Source organism: Methanoculleus caldifontis, from assembly GCF_032842345.1.
GTDB lineage: Archaea > Halobacteriota > Methanomicrobia > Methanomicrobiales > Methanoculleaceae > Methanoculleus > Methanoculleus caldifontis.
The window spans coordinates 13,673-35,656 of record NZ_WBKO01000001.1 but is presented as its reverse complement, the minus strand read 5'-3'; the positions used below and the strand labels follow the sequence as shown (position 1 = coordinate 35,656).

Annotated in this window: 21 protein-coding genes and 1 tRNA gene; 13 read left to right on the top strand and 9 right to left on the bottom strand. The window is 65.3% G+C overall.

What is annotated here, in order from left to right; all coding sequences use genetic code 11:
• Positions 1-88: 88 nt before the first annotated feature.
• The 3 genes from F8E02_RS00175 to F8E02_RS00165 are packed head-to-tail and all read right to left on the bottom strand — an operon-like array spanning position 89 to position 2,975.
• Complete coding sequence (locus tag F8E02_RS00175; protein ID WP_317063377.1) at positions 89-1,231, bottom strand: hypothetical protein; 1,143 nt, start codon at positions 1,229-1,231, stop codon at positions 89-91.
• 2 nt (positions 1,232-1,233) lie between these two features.
• Positions 1,234-2,253, bottom strand: a complete 1,020-nt coding sequence (locus tag F8E02_RS00170) for a DUF2117 domain-containing protein (RefSeq protein WP_317063375.1) — start codon at positions 2,251-2,253, stop codon at positions 1,234-1,236.
• Between the two features lie 32 nt (positions 2,254-2,285).
• The gene (locus tag F8E02_RS00165) at positions 2,286-2,975 is read right to left on the bottom strand and encodes a TIGR00266 family protein (protein ID WP_317063373.1); all 690 of its coding nucleotides are present in this window, start codon (positions 2,973-2,975) and stop codon (positions 2,286-2,288) included.
• 153 nt (positions 2,976-3,128) lie between these two features.
• On the opposite strand from F8E02_RS00165, the gene F8E02_RS00160 reads away from it, so the two are divergent.
• Together F8E02_RS00160 and F8E02_RS00155 are read left to right on the top strand one after the other, a co-directional pair.
• Positions 3,129-3,416, top strand: coding sequence for an HNH endonuclease (locus F8E02_RS00160; RefSeq protein ID WP_317063372.1), 288 nt, complete (start codon positions 3,129-3,131; stop codon positions 3,414-3,416).
• 23 nt (positions 3,417-3,439) lie between these two features.
• Complete coding sequence (locus F8E02_RS00155; RefSeq protein WP_317063370.1) at positions 3,440-3,730, top strand: hypothetical protein; 291 nt, start codon at positions 3,440-3,442, stop codon at positions 3,728-3,730.
• Here the strand turns inward: F8E02_RS00155 and F8E02_RS00150 are convergent.
• Both F8E02_RS00150 and F8E02_RS00145 read right to left on the bottom strand, forming a co-directional pair.
• On the bottom strand, positions 3,681-5,528 hold the full coding sequence (locus F8E02_RS00150) for a YgiQ family radical SAM protein (protein ID WP_317063368.1): 1,848 nt from the start codon (positions 5,526-5,528) through the stop codon (positions 3,681-3,683). The two genes, F8E02_RS00155 and F8E02_RS00150, sit on opposite strands and share 50 nt — an antisense overlap.
• Positions 5,525-5,974: a PPC domain-containing DNA-binding protein gene (locus F8E02_RS00145; RefSeq protein ID WP_317063366.1), complete on the bottom strand. Its 450-nt coding sequence runs from the start codon at positions 5,972-5,974 to the stop codon at positions 5,525-5,527. Before F8E02_RS00145 ends, F8E02_RS00150 begins: the two co-directional genes overlap by 4 nt.
• 142 nt (positions 5,975-6,116) lie before the next feature.
• On the opposite strand from F8E02_RS00145, the gene F8E02_RS00140 reads away from it, so the two are divergent.
• The 3 genes from F8E02_RS00140 to F8E02_RS00130 all read left to right on the top strand — a co-directional run bounded on the left by F8E02_RS00140 (position 6,117) and on the right by F8E02_RS00130 (position 9,093).
• A complete protein-coding gene (locus F8E02_RS00140) occupies positions 6,117-7,229 on the top strand; it encodes an acyltransferase (RefSeq protein ID WP_317063364.1) in 1,113 nt (370 codons plus the stop codon).
• A 458-nt stretch (positions 7,230-7,687) separates the two neighbouring features.
• Positions 7,688-8,287, top strand: a complete 600-nt coding sequence (locus tag F8E02_RS00135) for a DUF2341 domain-containing protein (protein ID WP_317063362.1) — start codon at positions 7,688-7,690, stop codon at positions 8,285-8,287.
• A gap of 113 nt (positions 8,288-8,400) precedes the next feature.
• The gene (locus F8E02_RS00130) at positions 8,401-9,093 is read left to right on the top strand and encodes a DUF4013 domain-containing protein (RefSeq protein WP_317063360.1); all 693 of its coding nucleotides are present in this window, start codon (positions 8,401-8,403) and stop codon (positions 9,091-9,093) included.
• Between the two features lie 206 nt (positions 9,094-9,299).
• Here the strand turns inward: F8E02_RS00130 and F8E02_RS00125 are convergent, their stop codons facing one another.
• On the bottom strand, positions 9,300-10,025 hold the full coding sequence (locus F8E02_RS00125) for a cysteine hydrolase family protein (RefSeq protein WP_317063358.1): 726 nt from the start codon (positions 10,023-10,025) through the stop codon (positions 9,300-9,302).
• A 90-nt stretch (positions 10,026-10,115) separates the two neighbouring features.
• Complete coding sequence (locus tag F8E02_RS00120; protein WP_317063356.1) at positions 10,116-10,637, bottom strand: hypothetical protein; 522 nt, start codon at positions 10,635-10,637, stop codon at positions 10,116-10,118.
• 351 nt (positions 10,638-10,988) lie between these two features.
• Between F8E02_RS00120 and F8E02_RS00115 the strand changes: the two genes are divergently transcribed.
• Positions 10,989-11,303, top strand: coding sequence for a hypothetical protein (locus F8E02_RS00115; RefSeq protein WP_317063354.1), 315 nt, complete (start codon positions 10,989-10,991; stop codon positions 11,301-11,303).
• Positions 11,304-11,674: 371 nt separating this feature from the next.
• Here F8E02_RS00115 and F8E02_RS00110 read toward each other — a convergent pair.
• Positions 11,675-11,748, bottom strand: a tRNA-Val gene (locus F8E02_RS00110).
• 135 nt (positions 11,749-11,883) lie between these two features.
• A complete protein-coding gene (serA, locus tag F8E02_RS00105) occupies positions 11,884-13,467 on the bottom strand; it encodes a phosphoglycerate dehydrogenase (RefSeq protein ID WP_317063353.1) in 1,584 nt (527 codons plus the stop codon).
• Between the two features lie 95 nt (positions 13,468-13,562).
• Here serA and ppsA point away from each other — a divergent pair, with 95 nt between their 5' ends.
• The 7 genes from ppsA to F8E02_RS00070 are packed head-to-tail and all read left to right on the top strand — an operon-like array spanning position 13,563 to position 21,873.
• Positions 13,563-15,845, top strand: coding sequence for a phosphoenolpyruvate synthase (ppsA, locus tag F8E02_RS00100; protein ID WP_317063351.1), 2,283 nt, complete (start codon positions 13,563-13,565; stop codon positions 15,843-15,845).
• Positions 15,838-16,935, top strand: a complete 1,098-nt coding sequence (mfnA, locus tag F8E02_RS00095) for a tyrosine decarboxylase MfnA (RefSeq protein WP_317063349.1) — start codon at positions 15,838-15,840, stop codon at positions 16,933-16,935. Before ppsA ends, mfnA begins: the two co-directional genes overlap by 8 nt.
• The gene (hpt, locus tag F8E02_RS00090) at positions 16,928-17,479 is read left to right on the top strand and encodes a hypoxanthine/guanine phosphoribosyltransferase (RefSeq protein ID WP_317063347.1); all 552 of its coding nucleotides are present in this window, start codon (positions 16,928-16,930) and stop codon (positions 17,477-17,479) included. The genes mfnA and hpt overlap by 8 nt, the downstream gene beginning before the upstream one ends.
• Positions 17,457-18,410 (top strand): diphthamide biosynthesis enzyme Dph2, encoded by a 954-nt coding sequence (gene dph2 / locus F8E02_RS00085; RefSeq protein ID WP_317063345.1) that lies wholly within the window; start codon positions 17,457-17,459, stop codon positions 18,408-18,410. Before hpt ends, dph2 begins: the two co-directional genes overlap by 23 nt.
• The gene (locus tag F8E02_RS00080) at positions 18,407-19,018 is read left to right on the top strand and encodes an METTL5 family protein (protein ID WP_317063343.1); all 612 of its coding nucleotides are present in this window, start codon (positions 18,407-18,409) and stop codon (positions 19,016-19,018) included. Before dph2 ends, F8E02_RS00080 begins: the two co-directional genes overlap by 4 nt.
• Positions 19,019-19,023: 5 nt before the next feature.
• Positions 19,024-20,175 (top strand): MFS transporter, encoded by a 1,152-nt coding sequence (locus F8E02_RS00075; RefSeq protein WP_317063341.1) that lies wholly within the window; start codon positions 19,024-19,026, stop codon positions 20,173-20,175.
• 48 nt (positions 20,176-20,223) lie between these two features.
• A complete protein-coding gene (locus F8E02_RS00070) occupies positions 20,224-21,873 on the top strand; it encodes an ABC1 kinase family protein (protein ID WP_317063339.1) in 1,650 nt (549 codons plus the stop codon).
• The last annotated feature ends 111 nt before the right edge of the window (positions 21,874-21,984 follow it).

Here is a 21,984-nt window from a genome sequence, read left to right as displayed (position 1 = left end):
GTCCTGACGGACCATCGCGGCTCGCACCTACGGTGCTCAAGCTCGCTACGCTCGCACTTCGCGCGAGCTAACTCACGCAGGGCTTCCTTTAGAAATCAAAGAGCGTCCTCTGCGTCGCGAGCTCCGGGATGAGCCTGCTGTGGGAGCGCCAGTGGTTGAACCCGATCAGCCGGGAGGCAAGGTTGACCGCCTCCTCAAGACTCGCGCACGTTCTCTTCTCGCCCCGCATGGCGTTCCGCGCCGCCTCCCGGATGACCCAGGTGCCGAGCGGCGCCCAGTACTCGCTCGTGACGTTTCTGAGGACCAGTATCCGCGCCGAACGCCGGACGCTCTCCAGGTACTCCGCGACCGCGAGGCGTGCCGAGTAGTAGGCCCCCGCTATCGGGGAGTAGCCCGACTTCGTCATGCCCTCTCCGTCGCGGGCGATCGTCTCGCTCCCGCCGCCCCAGAGCGACTGCTTCCCCCAGACCTCGATCATCTCGTACTTCCAGTCGCCGGGGACGAGGATGCAGACGATATGGTTCCCGTAGAGTGCGGCCGAGAAGACCTCTATCCCGCCGAGCGGGGGGTAGCGGGCGATCTTCTTCTTGAGCCGGGTCGAGACCGTGTCGTCGACCGCCGTGATCGCCCACCGGGTGGGGACGACGCGCCGTTTCTTCCCGAGGAGCCCGGCGGTCATGAGCTGGGTGATCCGGTAGACGTCGATGCCGGAGGCATTGAGGATCTCGCAGGCGTCCGTAGCACCGAGGTCGGTGTCGGAGGTCGCCCGGTCGACCGCCCGGTCAACCCTTGCGTTGCCGAGGACGTCCATATCCCGGATGGCACCGGTGAGCCCGACGGGGGCGATCGTCCCGTCGAACCGGAGGTCGAAGGCGACCGGTTTCACAAAGCGCACCTCGACGTCGAGCGGGCTGCTCGAGAGCGCGATCTCCTGGATGCTCCCGGAGAGGTCTTTCGCCTCCCCGGCCCCGCGGATCGTCCGGGCCCGGAGCCCCACGATCTCCTCGATGCCGAGCCCCCGGCTGACCCAGTCCGGCGGGTTGTCGGCGTCGTCGATCATCAGCGGCCCCCCGGCGACCTTCGGGTAGCCGTAACTCCCCACAAAGACCGACGGGGCGGCCCCCTGGTAACGGTCGCTCGGCCGCACCGGGAGGCGGGCGTAGAACCTGCTCATGATCGGGCAGCGTTCGAGCCCGCAGAACCCCCTCCCCTTACACTCGGCGCATTGCATCTCTATCCTCCGCGAAGGTCGAGGACGACCCGCACCCTATCTCCGAGGGTGCGGAGGGTCTCCTCCACCCACTCCTCCCAGCAGTCGGCCAGGAGATCCCTCGTCGCCGCAACCTCCCGGCCGAGGTCGTCGTCCCGGCCGTCGAGGACCTCGACGACGACCGAGCCCGGAGCGTAGCCGGGCGCCACGATGGTATCGGCGTCCCCGTCGACCACCCCGAAGACCGGGATCCCGGCGTGGGAGCAGATGTGGCCGCAGACGGCGGTGGTGTCGTCGCCGACGGCAAGCACCCCGCAGACCTCATCATCGAGTTCGCGGTAGAGGGTGTGGCCGCAGTGGTCGACGATCGCTACCCTGCCCCCGCGGGAGACGCGCCTTCCCTGCCGGGGAGGGACCGAGCGTACCACCCCGCTCTTGCACCAGGCCGCCGCGATCTCCGGGAGGCCTGCCCGGAGGAGTTTCTCGATACCGTGGGGCTTCTCGTCGAGGCCGGAGACGGCCCGGAGGGTTCCGCCCTCGCTCGCGAGGACGACCGTCTCCGCCGTCGCGGTCCCGACGACGATCCCGTTGACGAAGACCGCCTCGCCCGGGATGCAGCCGCGGACCTCCCGGACGCCGTCCTGTCGGGCGCGGGCGCTCGTCGCGTGGACGAGGGCGTAACCGGTCAGGTCTGCGATCTCCGCCGCAAGCCCTTCGTCGCCGCCGTTCCAGCAGTAGACGGTCCCGCTCGAACACTCGACGTGAACGAGCCCTTCGAGCCGGCCCGCGACAAGCTCGCCGAAGATCCGGCCCGACTCCGGGGTCTTCCCCCGGTTGACCAGGCATGCCTGACCGGCGAGGCCGGCGAGGACCACGCTCGGCCGCTCGTCTGTGCAGGTCGCCGGAAGCCCCGACTCCTCGGCGGCGGTCCGGGCCATCACCCCCGCGACGAGCACCCGCCGGGGGGAGAGGAGGCCGATCAGCCGCTCTGCGTCCCCGGCGTCGAAGGCCTCCGGGCCGTGCACGACCATGACGAGGTTCATCAGGTACTCCTGCGACCTCGTCGACTATCAGGTTACCGTCCCGACGAGTTCTGGACGGGGAGGTAGGGCATCAGGGCGCCCGCGAGTTTCGCGATATCCATCGACTGGAGGACGACCCGGCCCGGTCCGGTCAGCGTCGTCAGGAAGAGCCCCTCCCCGCCGAAGAAGACGGTCTTGACGCCGCCCGCGAGCTGGATGTTGTAGTCGACGGTGCTCTCGAACCCGACGACGAGCCCCGTCTCCACCCTGACGACCTCGCCGGGGGCAAGCGTCATCTCCATGATGTCGCCGCAGCAGTGGAGGAACGCGGTCCCCTTACCCGTGAGCCGCTGGAGGATGAACCCCTCGCCGCCGAAGGCGCCCGACCGGAGCCGCTTCGTGAACGCGATGTCGAGGTCGATCCCCTGCTCGGAGCAGAGGAAGGCGTCTTTCTGGGCGATGAACTCGCTCCCCGCAAGTTCGAGCGTGAAGATCTTGCCCGGCACGTTTCCGGCAAACGAGACGAACCCTTCCTTCCCGGTCGGGGTGAACTCGGTCATGAAGAGCCCCTCGCCGGTCACCATCCTCTTCAACCCCTTGAAGAGCCCGCCCTTCATGTTGGTGGTCATCTGCATGTTCCCGCTCATGTTGACCATGGCGCCGGCCTCGGCGCAGATACTCTCGCCGGGGGCGAGGTGCAGGGTCACCATCTGCAGGTTGTCTCCGGTTATCTTATGCTGCATACTGATGCGTTTTTTGTCGCCCGGCAATAGGTTTTCTCTTTATTCTGCCGGAAACCTCCCGGCCGCCTCCTCACCCCGACTCCGCGGCTCCGGGGCCCGCACCCTGCCGCGCCCGTCACAAGGTTTATTGCCCCGGACGGGCATCTCCCCCGTGTGTCCACCGAGCGCGGAGTGCGGATAGCGGCCCATCCTGCGGAGGCGATCGTCCCGGGAGCATACCTCACCGATGAGGTCGTGCGGACCGTCCTCGAGCGGCAATGCTGCCGGTGCGCCGGGTGCAACGTCCCCCTCACCGCCGGGTCGACGCACTTCGACCTCCGCGAACCCGTCATCTGCGGCGGGTCCCGCACGAGCAAAAATTTTCTGGCTCTCTGCCCTTTCTGTCACCAGAACCAGATGCGCCGGATCCGCAGATGGCTTGCAGGCCATAGGCATAAGTAGTACCCGGCGCCAGATCGGCAATCATGATGTGTAGACGGAGCCCGACACAGGAGCACGGGTGGCGTTCGACGGTTATGAGGACGGCGACCGATGCGGTGGAGAAGGCGAGCGGCGCGGTGGAGAAGGTGACGGCGCCGCCGCCCGAGACCTGGCGTTCGAATACGATGCAGCTGCTCGAGTCCGTCGTCACCCCCGGCACGATCCCGAACATAGTCGTCTCCTTCACGGTGATGACCCTGATCATCCCGCGGATCCCGAACCGGTTTATCGCTTCGGCCGCCGGGTTTGCCGTGGGCTCGGTCCTGCGCGGGTAGCCCCGCCGCTCCGGGGCCGGGCCGGGACGAGGCACTTCCACGCGCTTCCTATGAGGTTCTCCCGCCCGGCCGTCCGGAGGCCCTCGCAGACGAGAGCGTAGTTCTCCGGGTCCCGGTAGTGCATGAGGGCCCGCTGGACCCGCTTCTCCCGGTCCTTCGGGACGTAGACCTCCTCGAGGGTGAAGGGGTCGAGCCCGGTGTGGTAGATGGTCGTCGATATGCTCATCGGCGTCGGCGTGAAGTCCTGGACCTGCTCGGTGTAGAGCCCGGTGTCGCGGACGTACTCGGCAAGTTCGACCATATCCTCCATCCTGCAGCCCGGGTGGCCGGACATGAGGTAGGGGACGAGATACTGCCGTTTCTTCTTACCCTGCTGGAGGGCCTCGAACCGTTCCCTGAAGGCGTCGAAGGCCTCGTGGGGGGGTTTGCCCATGCAGGTGCATACCCTCTCCGAGACGTGTTCTGGGGCGACCTTGAGGTGCCCGGAGACGTGGCGCTCGCAGACCTCCGCCAGGTACTCTTCCTCCGCGGGGACCAGGTCGTAGCGAATGCCCGAGGCGATGAAGACCCGTTTCACCCCGGGAATCTCACGGAGACGCCGGAGGAGGCGGAGCTGCTCCTCGTGGCTGCGGCCGAGGGTGGGGCAGTCGATGCAGCGGCGGTCGGGACAGGTGCCGGCGGTCTCCCACCGGCCGCAGTGAATCCCGTACATGTTCGCCGTCGGCCCGCCGACGTCCTGAACGACGCCCGCGAACTCCGGCATCCTCGCCATCCGCTCCACCTCGCGGACGATCGAGTCGATGCTCCGGCTCTGGATGATCCTCCCCTGGTGGTGGGTGAGGGCGCAGAACGAGCAGGCCCCAAAGCACCCCCTATGGCTGACGACCGAGAACCTGACGGGTTCGAGGGCGGGGATGGGCTCGGTGTAGGAGGGGTGGGCTCTCCGCGCGTAGGGGAGTTCGTAGACCCGGTCGAGCTCAGGGCCCGGCAGGGGCATCGCCGGCGGGTTCTGGATGACGACGGTCTTTGGGTGCGGCTGGACGACGGGACGGCCCCGCAGGGGGTCCTGCTCGTTGTAATGGAGCGCGAACGCCTTTGCGTAGGCATACCGGTCCTCCTTCACCTCCGCGTAGCCGGGGAGGACGACATATCCGGCCGGGTCCATGCTCCGCCAGGTCTTGAGGTCGATCCGGTAGGCGGTGCCGGGGATATCGGTGAGAGTGCCGGTCGCCTCGCCGGCCGCGAGGCGACCGGCGATCGCGACGACCTGCCGCTCGCCCATCCCGAAGACCAGGAGGTCGGCGGGGGCGTCGGCGAGGATGGCCTGCCGGACTGAATCGGACCAGTAGTCGTAGTGGGCGAACCGCCGGAGGCTCGCCTCGATCCCCCCGATGACGACCGGCGTCTTCGGGAAGAGGGCGTGGACCCGGTCGGTGTAGACGAGGGTCGCCCGGTCGGGCCGGAGGAGTCTTCCGCCCGGCGAGTAGGCGTCGGAACTCCGGCGCTTCAGGTTCGGGGTGAAAGCGTTCACCAGTGAATCGACGTTCCCGGCGGAGATCGAGAAGAAGAGCCGGGGCTCCCCCAGGCGCCGGAAGTCATCGTCGCTTCGCCAGTCCGGCTGGGCGATGACCCCGACGGAGTAGCCGGCGTCCCACAGGACCCGCCCGAGCAGCGCCGTCCCGAAAGAGGGGTGGTCGACGTAGGCGTCCCCGGAGATGAGGATGATGTCGAACCGGTCGATGCCGAGCCGTCCTGCCTCCTCCATCGTCATGGGGAGGAACGCCGGCTGTGCTCTCATGGGAGTGCCCGGTCAAAGACCGGCAGGTCGACGCCGGTCTTCTCGTCGGGGAGTCTCCGGGCGGAGATCCCGACGAACTCCGTGACGATCGCCTCGACCACCAGGTAGACCTCCGCCTTCTCGCGGAGGCACCCGGCGAGCGACCGGATCCCCCTCCCCGCCACGGTGTGGATATGGAGGGACGGTCCCTCGACGCCGGGATGGATGGTCGCAAAGCCGAGGAGTTCCCAGCCCCCGAAGATCTCCTCCCGCCGCGGCGTCGGCGGGATGACCATCTCCTTTGGCCCCGTCACCAGCGTCGCGTTCCGGGCGGCGCCGAGGAAGTGGACCATCCCGCTCTGGATGTTCATTGCCGCGACAAAACGCCTGATCTCCCTGATGAAGTCCTCCCCGTCGTCGATCCTGACGGTGAAGACCCTTCCGACCTGTCCTTCAGAGTACTGCATGGACTCACTCCCTGATAGGTAGTGTCGCCGGAGATGATAAGTGCTTGACCGCCTGCCGGACGGCGGGGGATTCATATACCCCTGCCTGCAATCCTGTTACCGCCTGCCGCCCACCGGCGGGCGGTCTTGAGGTGTGGTCCCGGTGGTCTGGTTTTCAGAGGTCGAGCATCTGCGGGGGTTTGCCGCCCTCGCCGTGATCGCCGTTCATGTCTCGATGAACTACACCGTGATCCCCGTCGTGAACCTTCTCGCCCTCCTCGACGTCTTCGTCTACATCGCCGCCCACTTCGCGGTCCCGGTCTTCATCGTCATATCCGGGTGGGTGCTCGCGGCGCGGTATGCGGGCGAGTACTCGATCCGCGAGTTCTACCGCCGCCGGGCGAAGACGATCCTCATCCCCTACCTCTTCTTCTCCGCCCTCTACCTCATGGTGACGGTCGAGGGGGCGTTCGGGTTTGCCGGCGTCCCCTCTCCGGAGAGGGTGGCGGAAGCCCTCCTCCTTGGGACCGCCGCCTACCACCTCTGGTTCTTCGTTTTGATCATCCAGCTCTACCTCCTCTTCCCGCTGATCGTCCGGGGCTACGACTTCTTCGACCGGGGAGGGGCGGCGCTCTACCTCCTCCTTTCGCTCCTCTTCCTCCAGGTCCTCTGGAACGCGGGGGCCCACCTCCTCGGAGCCTTCGCGGGCACGGAGTGGTACACGGTCCTGATCCGGCTCTTTGTCTCGCACCTCTTCTACTTCGTCCTCGGCATCCACGTCGCCCGGCATACCGGGGGGTTCCGGTCGGCGCTCCGGTCCCTCTCTCCCGCGGGGATGATCGCCGCGGCGGGCGGGGGCGCCCTCCTCCTCGGCGGCATCTGGATGGCGGCCGTACTCCACTATGGGAGTATCGGAGGGTCTTCGCTCGCGGTCTTCTGCGTCTACCGGCTCCTCGAACCCCTCTACTACGTCCCGGTCGTCGCGGTGCTCGTCCTCGCGGCCTGGCGGCTGGAGGAGGGCGGCGGCCGCTCTGCGGGCGCTCTCCGGTCCTTCGGGGAGCACTCCTACGGGGTCTACCTCGTCCACCCCCTCGTCATCGCCGCCGGTGCAGCCGCCTGGGCCTCCCTCACAGGGTTGTCGTGGGCCGACTGGCTGACCTATCCGGTGATCTTCGCGGCGGCGGCCGTGGTGAGTTACGTGGTGGTGCGGGGGCTGTCGGGAGTCCCGTACGCCGGGTACCTGATCGGGGGATCAAGGGTGCGGATGGGTCCGTGACGACCCTCTCTCGCCGTGCCTGCGCGACGCCGGTCCCGGCCCGGTCCTGGTTGGAGAACGCCTTCCGCCGGGTGAAGATCCTCCACCTCTGCAACAAACCTGCGATTTTGTAAATCGGATTGTTTATGCTCTTATTTTTACTATCTGGATGATTTCATGCCGTAAAAGTGGTCGCTGACAATGGGATAGAATCTTTCCAATACCCTTGGATTCATGCAATGCGATTGAATTATATCCTATATTGGAGAATTGTTCTTCGTCGGTTGGATCTGCTCGCAGGGGTTTGTGAGCGGTCCGACATATGGTCAACGTAACGATATGGGTGACGTTCACCCCACTCCCAACAAGCCCGGGTGAACATCACGACAGCCCGCAGGCAAGACGTGTTTGCTCTCTTCATGCTTAAGAGTTTACCGTTCTGCCGGCCCGGATGGTGATTGCCGATGAGGATGAAGCGTGTGAAGAGAGCTCTGTCTCTCCTTGTAACGGTACTGATGGTGGCCGGGGCGAGCGTCCCGGTCGTGAGCGCGTTAAAGCCAGGTACAGCCGCATCAAGCGTGAACGTCGCCGGAAACCTCTTCTCCGGTACGAGAATTTCTGTAGCCGGGAAGCCCGGCACGCCATGGAAGCGTGTCGACTCCTCTGAAGCGCCATGGTGGAGCACCGCATGGCTCTACCGGGTGCCGGTCGCCGTCACCGGCCCGTCCCCGGCCGACGGGTCTCCTCACCGCGAGGTCGTCCTATTCCGTCCCGGGATGCGGGCCGAATTCGACGACCTCCGGTTCGTCACCGAGGACGGTACCGTCCTCGACCACTGGAAGGAGACCTACGTGGCTTCGGACTCGGCGGTCGTCCGGGTCTACCTCCCCGCCGGTGCGACCTCGATCTGGATGTACTACGGGGATGCATTCGCCCCGGGCCCGATGCGTGTATCGGGCGAAGGCCTTCGGCGTCCCGGATTCTTCTCCGGCGGCCGGCTCCGGCACCCTGCCGGGACCGGGCCGGCATTCGCCTACGGTACGGCGCAGATGACCCCCTCGTGGCGACGGTTGCCATGACCCCCGACGGTCGGTCGTTTGCCCGGTCCGGGGGGCGGGCAGGAGCTCCGCGCCCGCAGGGCCGGTATGTGGGATCGCATGAGCAGGGGTTTTGAGAGGTCCGGGGCGGTAAGGTGTCCATAAACTACCAGCGGGCCCTCGAGGACTCGTTCGATTATACGCGGGACGCTCTCCGTGGAGGTCTGGTGCGCTGGCTCCAGCTCATCGCCTGTATCGTCGTGTTCCCGCTCATCTACGGCTACTTCGTCCGGATCATGCGGGGAGACGCGCCCGACCTCGGTGGCTGGGGCAGGCTTTTTTCCGACGGCCTGAAGCTGCTCGTCGTCTACCTCGCCTACATCGGGCTGATGCTCCTCGCCGCGACGGCCCTGATGGGAGGTGCCGGCATCCTCGGGGGGCAGGGGCTCGTTGCCGCCGTCGCCGCTCTCGCAGCCTTCGTCTTCTTCCTCGTCATCTGGCTCGTCATGCAGATGGCGGCGGTGCGGTTTGCGAAGACCGGGTCGCTCCGCGCAGCGTTCGACATCCCCGCTGTCCTCGCTCAGATCCGTACGATCGGCTGGGGCTCGTATATCTTCTCCCAGATCATCCTCCAGCTCGTCCTCATGATCTTTACGATGGTCCTCGTCTTCCTGGTCGTCACCGTCGCGGGCATCGTCGGGCTTTTTGCAGGTATCGTCGGGATTCTCCTCGTTCCCGTCCTCATGCTCGCGGTATCCCTGGCGATCTACATCTTCCAGTATCGCTATAACACCCTCGTCTACGAGAGCGGGGAGGCGACCTCCGGTTTCCCGCCGGTGACGGCGTAGGCGAGGGGCTATCGGGGCGGCAAAAACATCTCTTTTTCCGAAGGCCGATTGGGTGCGGTGACGGAGCCGGAACGAGCACCACGCCCCGGCAGGGGAGGATCGAAGGAAAAGGAGCCTGATGAGGGGGGGCCTGCCTTGCGATCCGCAGGAGTTCGTCAGGCCCCCCATTCCCGGACCGGCCGTAGCGTGGTCCGGAGGCTCAGGGATTACGAGTATCCGGTGGCGTTCTGTACGACAGAATCAGCCAGTTCCCTTAAGTATCCGACACTATCGACGGCTCTCAGTCTGCTGCCGATGTACTGCCGGTATTGAGGTTCGTCGAGTACCTGCGGCGTCTCTTTCTCGATCCCTTTCGTCAGATCCTGAACGATCGTTACGCTGGCGCCTCGCTCAAGCCAGCCTTCCATGGCGTAGCGGTTGCAGTAGTCCGAGGCCACGCCGAACAGGGTAACTTCGACGCCGGCGAGGTTGCGGCCGGGACTGATTGCTCGGACGTACTCTTCGCGGGCAACCCTCTCTCCCGGTTCATAGGGGTTGTCTACAAAATGAAACAGGTTCTCATGCGCAGCCTTCCGCCCGGGGTCATTGAACGGCGTGTCCTCCGACCTCTTTTCGCTCCACATATCGAATCGATTCTTTGTTAGATACCGCTTATTCGGCAGACCGGAGACATCGATCGCCAACTCCCAGTCGTCTGTGCCATATTCGCAGTGGACGGGGAATACTTTGCCTTCTTCGGTCCGGCTGTACTCTTCTGCAAAGTGGGTGTCCAGTATGATCAACGTACGATCGAAAACGCCGTCTCTAACCCGGCGTAGAAAATCGTTTGCCGGGGCAATGATATCTTGAGCGCCTTTGACGTAGAGGTTCCCGTCTTCCTGTGTAAACCCGTTCTGCATATCGCCTATCTGTAGTATCCGCACCTTCTCCATCGGCTAAGCCCCTTGTCGTTCTATATTCGGCGGCGCTGGAGAAAAGTTCGATCGCACTCTCTGATCGGGGTTACGATCCCGTACACCCACTCACGCGGAGTGGAGGGCCCCGCGAAGGCTCGATCGGCGGCTCTCTTTTCGTCTCACCGGCGAGCGTGCGCCTCTGCCTTCCCGCGACGCCGGGATGGGGATCTTGCCCGTGCGGACCGGGCTTGCCGGGCAGTGGGTCCGTGCCGGCCTGCGCTTCTCTCCAGGCGCCGCCCTCTCCGGTTCATCCTCTGGCGACGGCAGGAGCCCCTGGTAGAGGGCCGCGATCAGGGCCTTCCCGAGGGTGGTCGGCACGTAGAATGATGCTTCGACATTCCCGACCTCGTCGAGGGTCCGTGCCTGCCTGGCGATGAGCCCCGCATTTCCGAGCGCTCGTAAGGCCCTCGCGATCTCCGGGGGCTCTGCCTCAAAGAGGTCGCGGATCTGGTTAAACCGGAGCCCTTCGTCCCTCTGCAACAGCGCGATGTAGATTGCCCATGCCTTCTTATTCCCCAGTGGGCTCGTGGCGTTGATGATGACCGAGGGGACCTCGGATAACTGCCGCTCAAGGATTGTCTCGTTCATGCTCCGCTCCCGGATCCTGTCCGGTACTATTTTTGTTACCTGCTGATATAACTTTGCACATCCAAGTAACGGATCTGTTATCGTCATCCTTTATCCCCGCTGACCCGCACTTTCTCCCGATGGATTTCCTCTCCGCGCTCAACCAGGATCTCGACTATTCGGAGAGGCTGAAAGACGAGCTCGCCATCGGGCTGTTCGGTTCGTTCAGGAGGGCGCACCTGGAGGCGTTAAAGCGGCATCTCCGGGATGATGAGGGTTCAACGCCCGGATCTCGTATGATCTTGAGGCCTCTCACCCGAGGTTCCGGGAGAGGACGATCACGCATACGGCTTCAGGTTGGGGGAAACCCTGGTGGAGGAGAGCCGGGTGCACATCATCCACTTCTTCCGGGAAGAGGAGGATGAGCACGGCATCAACGATTCGGCTACCCTGGAGATCGGGATCCTCTACGGCCTGAACGCTGGCTCTCCTCAGACGAGTCGTTACACCCTCATTCTCTGCGAGGCAGGGTACGATGCCAGGAATATCGGGGGCATGCGACGCGGCATACGCCCCTGCACCGAGAGGGAGTGGCGCTGGCATGATTTTGAAAGCCGCGACGAGGTAATCCTGCATGCAACGCAGTTCTGCTACGATTGCCTGCTGGACTATTCTCTCTTGCTCTGAGCGGGATTGTGCCGGCAGCCGGCGATGATCTCGGGCGCGCAGACCGGGGTATATTCTGGCCCGCGAACTTCACCGCACCTCCCCGCTCGTGTCCTCGCGAACGCAAGCCACCTCTTCGCTAGCAGCCTGCACGCCCCCTCCTCCGGCCCCGAAGGTGGGCACGGCGTGGGGTGGGCGAAAACCCGGGAAAAAACATACACGGGCGGCGGACGCAGACCTGGACGGGGGAGCGGGGAACTGAAGACGATTCTCTGGAGAAGGCATTATCGTCCTTATGGTGTCAGCGCAAAAATATCTGGTTTACTGGCCTGTCCGGGCGATGTAACTCCCGGAAAAGAACTTCAAGAAATCAATCGTTTCAAAAACGGTGATGGGCTCGCTGAGATTCGAACTCAGGACCTCCGCCATGTCAAGGCGACGTCATAACCAGCTAGACCACGAGCCCGTGTCTGCCCGACGATCAATAAGGTTGGTGTCGCCGGTATAAATATATTTCTGCCCCCGCAAGGCCGCTCCGTGCCGGCTCCTCCCTATCGGGGGCCGGCACGCGCTGCAAAGAGGGGGGTGGTGGCCGGGCCGATCAGATCTTGGCGTGCTTTGCCGTCTGGATGCCGTCGATCTTCCTGATCTCCGCCATCGCGTCGGCCGGCACCGCGGAATCGACCGTCAGGACCATCAACGCCTCTTCGCCGGGCTTGTGGCGTCCCACCTGCATCCCGGCGATGTTCACGTTCACCCGGCCGAGGATCGTCGCGGCCTTGCCGATGACGCCCGGCTTGTCGGTGTGGCGGGAGATGACGACGTGGCCGGTCGGGGTCAGGTCGGTCATGTAGCCGCCGATGCTCACGATCCGCGCGCGGTTCGGGCCCGAGACACTCCCGCTCACCGACTCGGTCATCCTGTCGGTTTTGGCGGTGATGTTGATGATGTTCCGGAATCCCTGGGCTTCCTCCGTCGTCGTCTCGCTCAGCCGGATGCCGCGCTCCTTCGCGACGAACTCCGCGTTCACGATGTTGACCGGCACCTGCAGGATCGGGTCGAGCAGACCCTTTAAGATGACGCGGGTGATGAACTTCGTGTTCGGCAGGGCTGCCGCCTCGCCGCCGTAGGTGATCTCGAGCGACTCGAGCCTTCCTTCGGTGAGCTGGATGAGGAGGCTCCCCATCTTCTGCGCGAGGACTGCGTACGGCTCGACGAGTGCCTGCTGCTCCGCGGGGATCATCGGCGCGTTCACCACGTACTTCGCCGCGCCGCCCTCAAGGACGCTGATGCACTGGTTTGCGACCGATATCGCGACGTTCTTCTGCGCCTCGACCGTGCTTGCGCCGAGGTGCGGGGTGACGATGACCTTATCGAGGCCGAGGAGCGGGGAGTCCGTCGGGGGCTCGTTCTCGAAGACGTCGAGCGCCGCACCGGCGACCTTGCCGCTCGCGATCGCGTCCGCGAGCGCCTGCTCGTCGATGATCCCGCCGCGGGCGCAGTTGATCAGCCGGACGCCGTCCTTCATCGTGGCGATCGTCTCGGTGTTGATGACGTGGCGCGTCTCCTTGATCAGCGGCGTGTGGACCGTGATGACGTCCGCTCTCCGGAAGAGCTCATCGAGCGGCACCGTCTCGACACCGAGGCTTGCCGCACGCTCCTTCGTGATGAACGGGTCGTAGGCGATGCACTTCATCTCCATAGCCTGAGCACGCTTCGCCACCTCGCGCCCGATACGCCCGAACCCCATGATGCCGAGGACCTTGTCGTTCAGCTCGACGCCCATGAACTTCGAGCGCTTCCATTCGCCCTTCTTCAAGGACGCGGTCGCCTGGGGGATGTTGCGCGCGAGCGAGAGCATCATGGCCATCGTGTGCTCCGTGGCCGCGAGGGTGTTGCCTTCGGGAGCGTTCGCGACGATGATCCCCCTGCGGGTCGCCGCCTCGGTATCGATATTGTCGACCCCTGCCCCGGCACGGCCGATAAACTTGAGTTTCGACCCCGCGTCGATGACACGCGCCGTAACCTCGGTGCCCGACCGTACCAGGAGGGCATCGTAATTCCCGATGATATCAACGAGCTGATCCTCGGTCAGCCCGGTGTTGACATCCACATCGGCAAATCCCTTCAGGATGTCAATCCCTTCATCTGCCAGCGGGTCGCTGACCAGCACTCTATATTTCACAGTTCAACCCATATCTGATTCGACATCATGTGTATTGATGCTTTTTCCTCCGAAATCTTTTATGTAATGGTGAGAAGTATATGTGTGGTGCGAGCATGAAGGAAATGCCCAACGTTCTGTGGCTCGAAGAAATTAAAAAGGAAGATATCCCCTCCGTAGGTGGAAAGGGGGCATCTCTCGGCGAGATGACTTCGATTGGTCTCCCCGTGCCGAAAGCGTTTGTGGTGACTGCCCAGGCATTCCGCAAGTTCCTCGTTGAGACCGGGATCGAGACGACGCTCTTCCGCCGGCTGGAGCGCCTCGACGTCGACGACAACGGAGCGCTGGAGTCCGTCTCGAAGGAAGCGCAGGACCTCGTGATGAGCGTCGAGATGCCCGATCACATCCGCGAAGAGATCACCGATGCATACACCCGGATGGGTGCCGATGGAACGGTCGTCGCCGTCCGTTCGAGCGCCACCGCCGAAGACCTGCCTGACGCCAGTTTTGCCGGTCAGCAGGAGACTTTTCTCAATATTCTCGGTGAAGAGGACCTCCTCGATGCGGTCCAGCGCTGCTGGGCCTCGCTCTATGGCGCGCGTGCCGTCTACTACCGGGCAAAGCAGGGGTTCGACGACCGGAGCGTGAACATCGCCGTCGTCGTCCAGGAGCTCATCCGGTCGGAGAAGTCCGGCGTCATGTTCACCTCCCATCCCGTCACCGGCGAGCCCCTGACGATCGTCGAGGGTTCCTGGGGACTCGGAGAGGCCGTCGTCTCAGGCAGCGTCTCCCCCGACAACTACGTCTTTGACCTGCGCTCCGGCCGGGTGGTCGACCGCCTGATCGCCGAGAAGGAGATCATGATCGTGCCGGAGGGCCGGCATGGGACGAAGACCGTCGAACTCTCCGCCGAGCAGCGGATCGCCCCGGTCCTCTCCGACGCGGAAGTATCCCGGCTTGCCACGCTCGGTAAGATCGCCGAAGACCACTACGGCGTCCCGCAGGACGTCGAGTGGGCGATCGTCGAAAGCGACGTCTTCATCCTCCAGTCCCGGCCGATCACGACGATCAAGCGGCCGGAGATCCCCCGTAACGGGTCCGCGGGACAGCAGAAAGGTCCCCTCGGCGTGGTGCTGGTGGAAGGCCAGGGCGCCTCCCCCGGCATCGCGAGCGGCCGGGTCGTGATCGTGCGTGACGTCAAGGACACGAGCGCCGTCAAGGACGGCGACATCCTGGTCACGAAGATGACCAACCCTGACATGGTGCCGGCGATGCGCCGGGTCAGCGCCATCGTCACCGACGAGGGCGGGATGACCTGTCACGCGGCGATCGTGAGCCGCGAGCTCGGCACCCCCGCGGTCGTCGGGACCAAGAAGGCGACCAAGGTCTTGAAGGACGGAATGATCATCACCGTCGACGGCGAGAAGGGCACCATCTACGAGGGAGCGGTCGAGGCCCCGGCGGCGGCCGCACCGGCAGTTGTGGCGGCAGCGCCCGCCCCGGTCATCACCGGGACGCTCGTCAAGGTGAACGTCTCCCTGCCTGAGGCCGCACAGCGAGCCGCAGCCACCGGCGCGGACGGCGTCGGCCTCCTCCGGATCGAGCACCTCATCCTCGGCCTGAACAAGACCCCCGGCTGGTATATCGAGAACGGGAAGGAAGAGGAGTTCATCGCCGAGCTCTACGGCGGCATCAAGACCGTCCTCGACGCTTTCCCGGGCAAACCCGTCTGGGTCCGGACGCTCGACGCTCCGACCGACGAGTTCCGGAACATGGAAGGCGGCCACGACGAGCCGATCGAGCACAACCCGATGCTCGGCTGGCGCGGGATCCGCCGCGACCTCCAGAGCCCCGACCAGTTCCGCCTCCAGATCGAGGCCTTCAAGAGGCTCTGGGCCGCGGGCTACGAGAACCTCGGCGTGATGTTCCCGATGGTCAACCACCCGAGGGAATTCGTCCAGGCGCGGAACATGATGCAGGAGTGGGGTGTCGACGTGGAGACGGCGACCCTCGGCGTCATGATCGAGATCCCGAGCAGCGCCATCCTGGTCGAGGACTTCATAAAGGCCGGGATCCGGTTCGCCTCCTTCGGGACGAACGACCTCATCCAGTACACGCTCGCCATCGACCGGAACAACGAGAACGTCGCGGACATGTACGAGCCCGAGCACCCCGCCGTGCTCAAACTGATCGCCTACGCGATCAAAGCCTGCCGGAAGCACGGCATCGAGTGCTCCATCTGCGGCCAGGCCGGCTCCGACCCCAAGATGGTGACCTGGCTTGTCGGGCAGGGGATCAGCAGCGTCTCGGCGAACATCGACGCGATCCCCCGTATCCGCGAGGCCGTAGCGCGGAAAGAACGGCAGATCCTTCTTGATGCGGCGAGAAGAAATGCGTGAGTCTGGGTGTCCTGAGGAAGATCTCTTCTCCTTCCTCCTGTCGAAGCGGCAGGAGGACCTCGGCTACCGTAACATCCTGAGTTCGATGTGCACCCCGCCCCACCCGGTCGCGGCGCGGGCGCACGCCCTCTTCCTCGAGACCAATCTCGGCGACCCGGGACTCTTCCCGGGAACCGTCGCGCTCGAGGAGCTCCTCGTCAGGAGGCTCGGCACCCTGATGCACCACCCCGGTGCAGGGGGCTACGCCACCTCCGGCGGGACAGAGTCGAACATCCAGGCCTTCCGGATCGCGAAGAAGGTAAAACCGGTGAAATTCCCGAACGTGGTGGTCCCGGCCTCCGGCCACTTCTCGTTCCAGAAGGCCTGCGACATCCTGGGGCTCGAGATGCGGGTCGCACCGCTCGATGCGGAGTACCGGATGGACGCGGAGGCGGCGGCCGGCCTTGTGGATGAGAACACGGTCTGCATCGTCGGGATCGTCGGGACGACAGAGTACGGGGTGATCGACCCCATCGCCGCCCTCTCGGAGATCGCCCTCGACCGCGACGTCTTCCTCCACATCGACGCCGCCTTCGGCGGGATGGTCGTCCCGTTCCTCGAGAACCCCGCGCCGTTCGACTTCAGTCTCCCCGGCGTCGCCTCGATCTCCGTCGACCCCCACAAGATGGGGATGAGCACCATCCCGGCGGGCTGCCTCCTCGCCCGGGACCCGAACCACTTCTCGTGTCTCAACGTCGAGACGCCCTACCTGACGGTGAAGCAGGAGTGCACCCTCGCGGGCACCCGGCCCGGCGCCTCGGTCGCGGCGGCCGTCGCCGTCCTTGAGTATCTCGGGATGGACGGGATGCGGGCGGTGGTCTCCGGGTGCATGGAGAACTGCCGCCGGCTCATCGAGGGGATGGAGACGCTCGGCTACCCGCGGGCGGTGACTCCCGACGTCAACGTGGCGACGTTCTCCTGTGAGAATCCGCCCGCCGGCTGGCGTGTCTCGCGGACGCGGGGCGGGCACATGCGGATCGTCTGCATGCCCCACGTCACCCGCGACGTCATCGAGGCATTCCTGAACGATATGAGTGATACCCATGCTTGAACGTCTTATTCAGTCCCTGGAAGCCTCCCCGATCACGAAGCGGGGAGAGTACAACTACTTCATCCACCCGATCACCGACGGGGTGCCGCTCCTCGAGCCCGACCTCCTCCGCGAGATCGGGTGCGCCATGGTGCGCTGCCTCGACCTTGAGGGCGTCGACAAGATCGTCGTCTGCGAGGCGATGGGGATCCACATCGGCGTCGGACTCTCGCTGATGACCGATATCCCGCTCGTGGTCGTGCGGAAACGCCCCTACGGCCTCCCCGGCGAGGTCGCGGTCCATCAGACGACGGGCTACTCGAAGGGAGAACTCTACCTGAACGGCATCGAGGCGGGCGACCGGGTCGTGATCGTCGACGACGTCTGCAGCACCGGAGGGACCATGCGGGCCCTGATCGGCGCGATCGAGAGCACGGGTGCCGAGATCGCCGATATCTGCGTCGTCGTCGGCCGGGGCGACGAGGAGATCGGCCGGCCGCTCAAGGTCCTGGTCAAGATCGAGGTCTCCGAGACGCGGGTGCGTGTCGTTGATACCTGTTTCTGAGATCGTCGGGAGACTCCGGGAACGGGGGGCGCGGTCGGTCGCCCTCCAGTTCCCCGCCGGGCTTGCACGCCAGGCGCCGGCGACGGCCGCCGCCCTCCGCCGCGAGGGCTTCGAGGTGATCGTCAGCGGGGACCCCTGCTATGGGGCTTGCGACCTCGCGCTCGACGCCCTCGCGTTCGCGGACGTCCTGGTCCATTTCGGCCACGCACCCGTCGAAGCGCGGCCGGACGTCATCTACGAGCCCGTCCGGTTCGACTTCGACGTCGAGGTGCTCGAGAACGCCCTTCCTCTCCTCCACGGCCGCCGGATCGGCCTCGTCACGACCGTCCAGCACGTCCACCTGATCGGCGCGATGACGGAATTTCTCCGCGACCACGGCATCGAGGCGGCCGTCTCGCCGGGGGACGGCCGGACACCGCTCGCGGGTCAGGTCCTTGGCTGCAACTTCGCCGCCGCCCGGGCGACGGGGGCCGACGAGGTCCTCTTCGTCGGGACCGGGGTCTTTCACCCGATCGGCATCCGGCTCGCGACGCGGGCCCGGGTGGTGGCGCTCGACCCCTACACGGGCGAGGCGCAGGAAGTGGACGCCGACCGCCTGGTCCGCCGCCGTGCTGCAGTGATGGCGAAGGCGGAAGGCGCCGCGAACTTCGGCGTCATCGTCAGCACCAAGAGCGGGCAGCGGCGGATGGACCTCGCCCGGCGGCTCGTCGCCCTCTCCGATAAGGCGGTCCTGGTCGCGATGCGGGAGGTCTCCCCCGCCGAGATGCTCGACCTCGGTTTTGCGGCCTACGTGAACACCGCCTGTCCCCGGCTCGCCTACGACGACCAGATCCGGTTCCCGGTCCCGGTGCTGACGCCGCCGGAGTTCGAGATCCTCTGCGGGGTCCGGGCCTGGGACGACTATACCATCGACGAGTACCTCGCACCATGAACCTCCGGCAACTCGAGATGCAGCTCGAACGCCTCGAGGGGTTCGAGCGGCCGACGGCCCGGCTCGAGCAGTACCAGACCCCGGCGCCGGTGGCGGCCCGCCTCCTCCACCACGCCGCCATGCAGGGGGCGATCGAGGACTGCCGGGTCTGCGACCTCGGCTGCGGGACGGGGATCCTCGCCTGCGGCGCCGCTCTTCTCGGCGCCTCCGCGGTGACGGGGGTGGACATCGACCCGGCCGCGATAGCCGTCGCCCGGCGGAACGCCGGATCGCTCGGCGTCGAGATCGAGTTCCTCGTCGCCGACATCCGGAGCCCGAACCTCGACCGGCCCCCCCTCTCCTGCGACACCGTCGTGATGAACCCGCCGTTCGGGGCGCAGAAGGCTCATGCCGACCGGCCGTTCATCGACCTCGCGCTCGAGATCGCGGGCGAGGTCTACGGTATCTTCAACGAGGGCTCGACCCCGTTCGTCGCCGCCTACACGGAAGGCCGGGCGGCGATCGAGGAGGTGATCCGGTGCGCGTTCCCGATGAAGCGGACGTTTGCCCATCACCGCAAGGAGCGAGTAGATATCACGGTTGAGGTCATACATCTACGGCGGATCTGACATTCGTGACTGATAATACAAAACCGGTCTGGGGGCTCTCCGCGGCCCACCTGGTGACCGACCTCTACTCGCCGGTCCTTCCTGCAATCCTCCCGCTCCTCATCGCCGACCAGGGCTACTCGTTCTTCCTTGCAGGGCTGATCGTCACGGTCTACAACCTCACCTCATCGATGACGCAGCCCCTCGTCGGCTGGCTCTTCGACACCCGGGGGTTCGCCTTCCACATCAGCACGAGCGTGCTCCTGAGCGCGATCTTCATCTCCATCGTCGGCCTCCTCGACAGTTACGCGCTCGTCCTCGTATCCGTCGCGATCGCAGCGCTCGGCCACGCCTTCTTCCACCCGAGCGCGCTCGGCACCGTCAGCCGCCTGGTCAAAGACGCGAACCGTGGCCGGCTCACCTCCTACTTCGTCATCGGGGGCAACATGGGCTACGCGATCGGTCCCATCTGCGCCGGGGTCGCGGTCGGGCTCATGGGTCTTCCGGGCCTCGTCGTCCTGGTCATCCCCGGCATCGTGATGGCCGTGGTGCTCCGGCGGGTCCTCCCGCCTCCCGAGCACTTCAAGGCCCCGGTGGCCGCCGCCCGGACGGAACGGCCCGCCTACCGGGCGATCGCCCTCCTGGTCGCGGCCTCGGGCCTCCGGGCGTGGGCGATCTTCGGCTCTGTCGCCTACCTGCCGACCATCCTCACCCTGCGGGGGGTCGACCTCGTCACCGCGAACCTGCTCGTCTCGGCCATGCTCGTCTTCGGGGTCGTGGGGCAGGTGGTCGGCGGGATACTCTCCGACCGCTACGGCCGCAAGGAGTACACGATCGTCGGACTGGTCGCCGCCGTCCCGCCGTTCGTCGTCTTCCTCACCGCCGGCGGCGTTGTCTCCCTCGTCGCGCTGATGATCTTCGGGTTCATCCTCTGGTCGACCTTTGCCGTCACCGTCGCGATGGCTCACGAGATAGCCCCCGGCAACGTCGGGCTCGTCTCCGGCCTGATGCTCGGCCTTGCGGTCGGCGTGGGCGGGATGGGGGTCGCGGCGACCGGGTGGATCGCCGATATGACCACGCTCTCGGCCGGCCTCCTGACGATCCCGATCGCGATCGCCCTTGCCGTCCCGCTCTTCCTCGCCGTCCCCTACCCCTGGAAGTCCCTTGCCCGCGGATGAACCGGTCTCACCAACCCATTAAGTACCGGGAGTGCCGATTCATCCCCGATGGTCACCCGGTTCCAGCGCTACCGGCAGATCGCCGATGTGCTGGTCAAATACGGCTTCGGGATCCTGGCCGAGGAGGTCATCCCCGGGGGAGAACGGTTGCGGGGGCTCGGCAGAGCCCAAAAGGACGAGCGGTCGGTGTACGAGCGTATCCGGCTCGCCATCGAGGAGCTGGGCCCCACCTACGTCAAGTTCGGCCAGATCATGAGTACCCGGCGGGAACTTCTCCCGCCCGAGATGATCGAGGAACTGCAGAGGCTCCAGGACCGGGTCGCCCCGGTCCCCTACGCCGAGATCCGGCCGGTGATCGCGCGGCATTGCAGAAACCTCGAGGAATGTTTCGACATCATCGAGGCGGAGCCGGTCGCGGCGGCCTCGCTCTCGCAGTTGCACCGCGCCGTGACGAGAGACGGCCGGGTTCTCGCCCTCAAGGTGCAGCGTCCGGGGATCGTCGACCTGATCGAGACCGATCTCGAGATCCTGCGGTCGCTCGCGATGCGGGCGGACACGCTCTTCCCCGACCTGCGGGTCTACAACCTGCAGGGGATGGTGGACGAGTTCGCGACCCAGATCCGGCGCGAGCTGGACTTCACCCAGGACGGGATGAACGCGGAGCGCCTCAAGCGGAACCTCGCGGAGATGCCGTGCGTGAGGATCCCCCGCATCCACTGGAATTTATCGGGGCCTTCGATGCTCGCGATGGACTACGTCGAAGGAGTCCGTATCGACGACGTGGAGGCGATCCGGGCCCTCGGCCTCTTCCCCGAGGACGTCGCCGCGGCAGGGTTTGAGGCCTACGTCAAGCAGATCTTCGTCGACGGTTTCTTTCACGGCGACCCCCACCCGGGTAACCTTCTCGTGACGCGCCAGGGCGAGATCGTCTTCCTCGACTACGGCATCATCGGTGTCCTCCGCCCGGAACGGCGGCGGGTCTTCGTGGACCTCCTCCTCGCCATGAGCCAGACGGACGTCGCCGGGGTGATCGCGGCGCTCAAGAAACTCGACGTCCGGATCGACCCGGCGGTGCTCGATGCTGTGAAAGACGATCTCTACGTGGTCCTGCTCGACTACCGGGAGACGAAGATCGAGCAGGTGAACTTCGGGGTGGCGATCCGGGGCCTGACCGATACCCTCCGCAGGTACCGTATCCGGGTGCCGCCGACCCTGATGATCATGATGAAGGTGATCGTCATGGTGATGGACATCGGCATCCGGCTCGACCCGGCGTTCAACTTCGACCAGAGGATCCGGCCGTACCTCCTCGATATCGCTACGGCGCAACGGCTCTCCGCGGATAACGTGACGGGTGCGGTGCAGTCGATCATCGGTGCGGCCGAGGGTCTCCTCGCCATCCCCGGAAACGTGAACGAGACGCTAAAGACCCTCTCTGAAGGGACGGTCACGATCGAGCTCGAGGAACGCGACCTCACCGAGATCGTCAACGTCATCGACCGGACGAGCGACAAGATCATCGTCGCGGTGGTCGTCGGCGCTATCGTCGTGGGCTCGTCGCTGATACTCCGGATTGCCGAGCTCCCGATCCCCGAATACATCTCGCTCCTCGCCGTGCTGGGCTACGTTTTCGCGGTGATCGTCGGGTTTTACGCGGTCTACAGCGCTCTGCGGCACGGGAGATCGTTTAAGAGATAAGCAACTCTTGAGAGAACGCAAAACGGTTTTGAGTGATGCCGGGTGCCGGGGTGAGTCTTCCAGTATCCGGACCAACTTCGCGCCCTCGCACCAGACGGTGCTCGAGTTCCT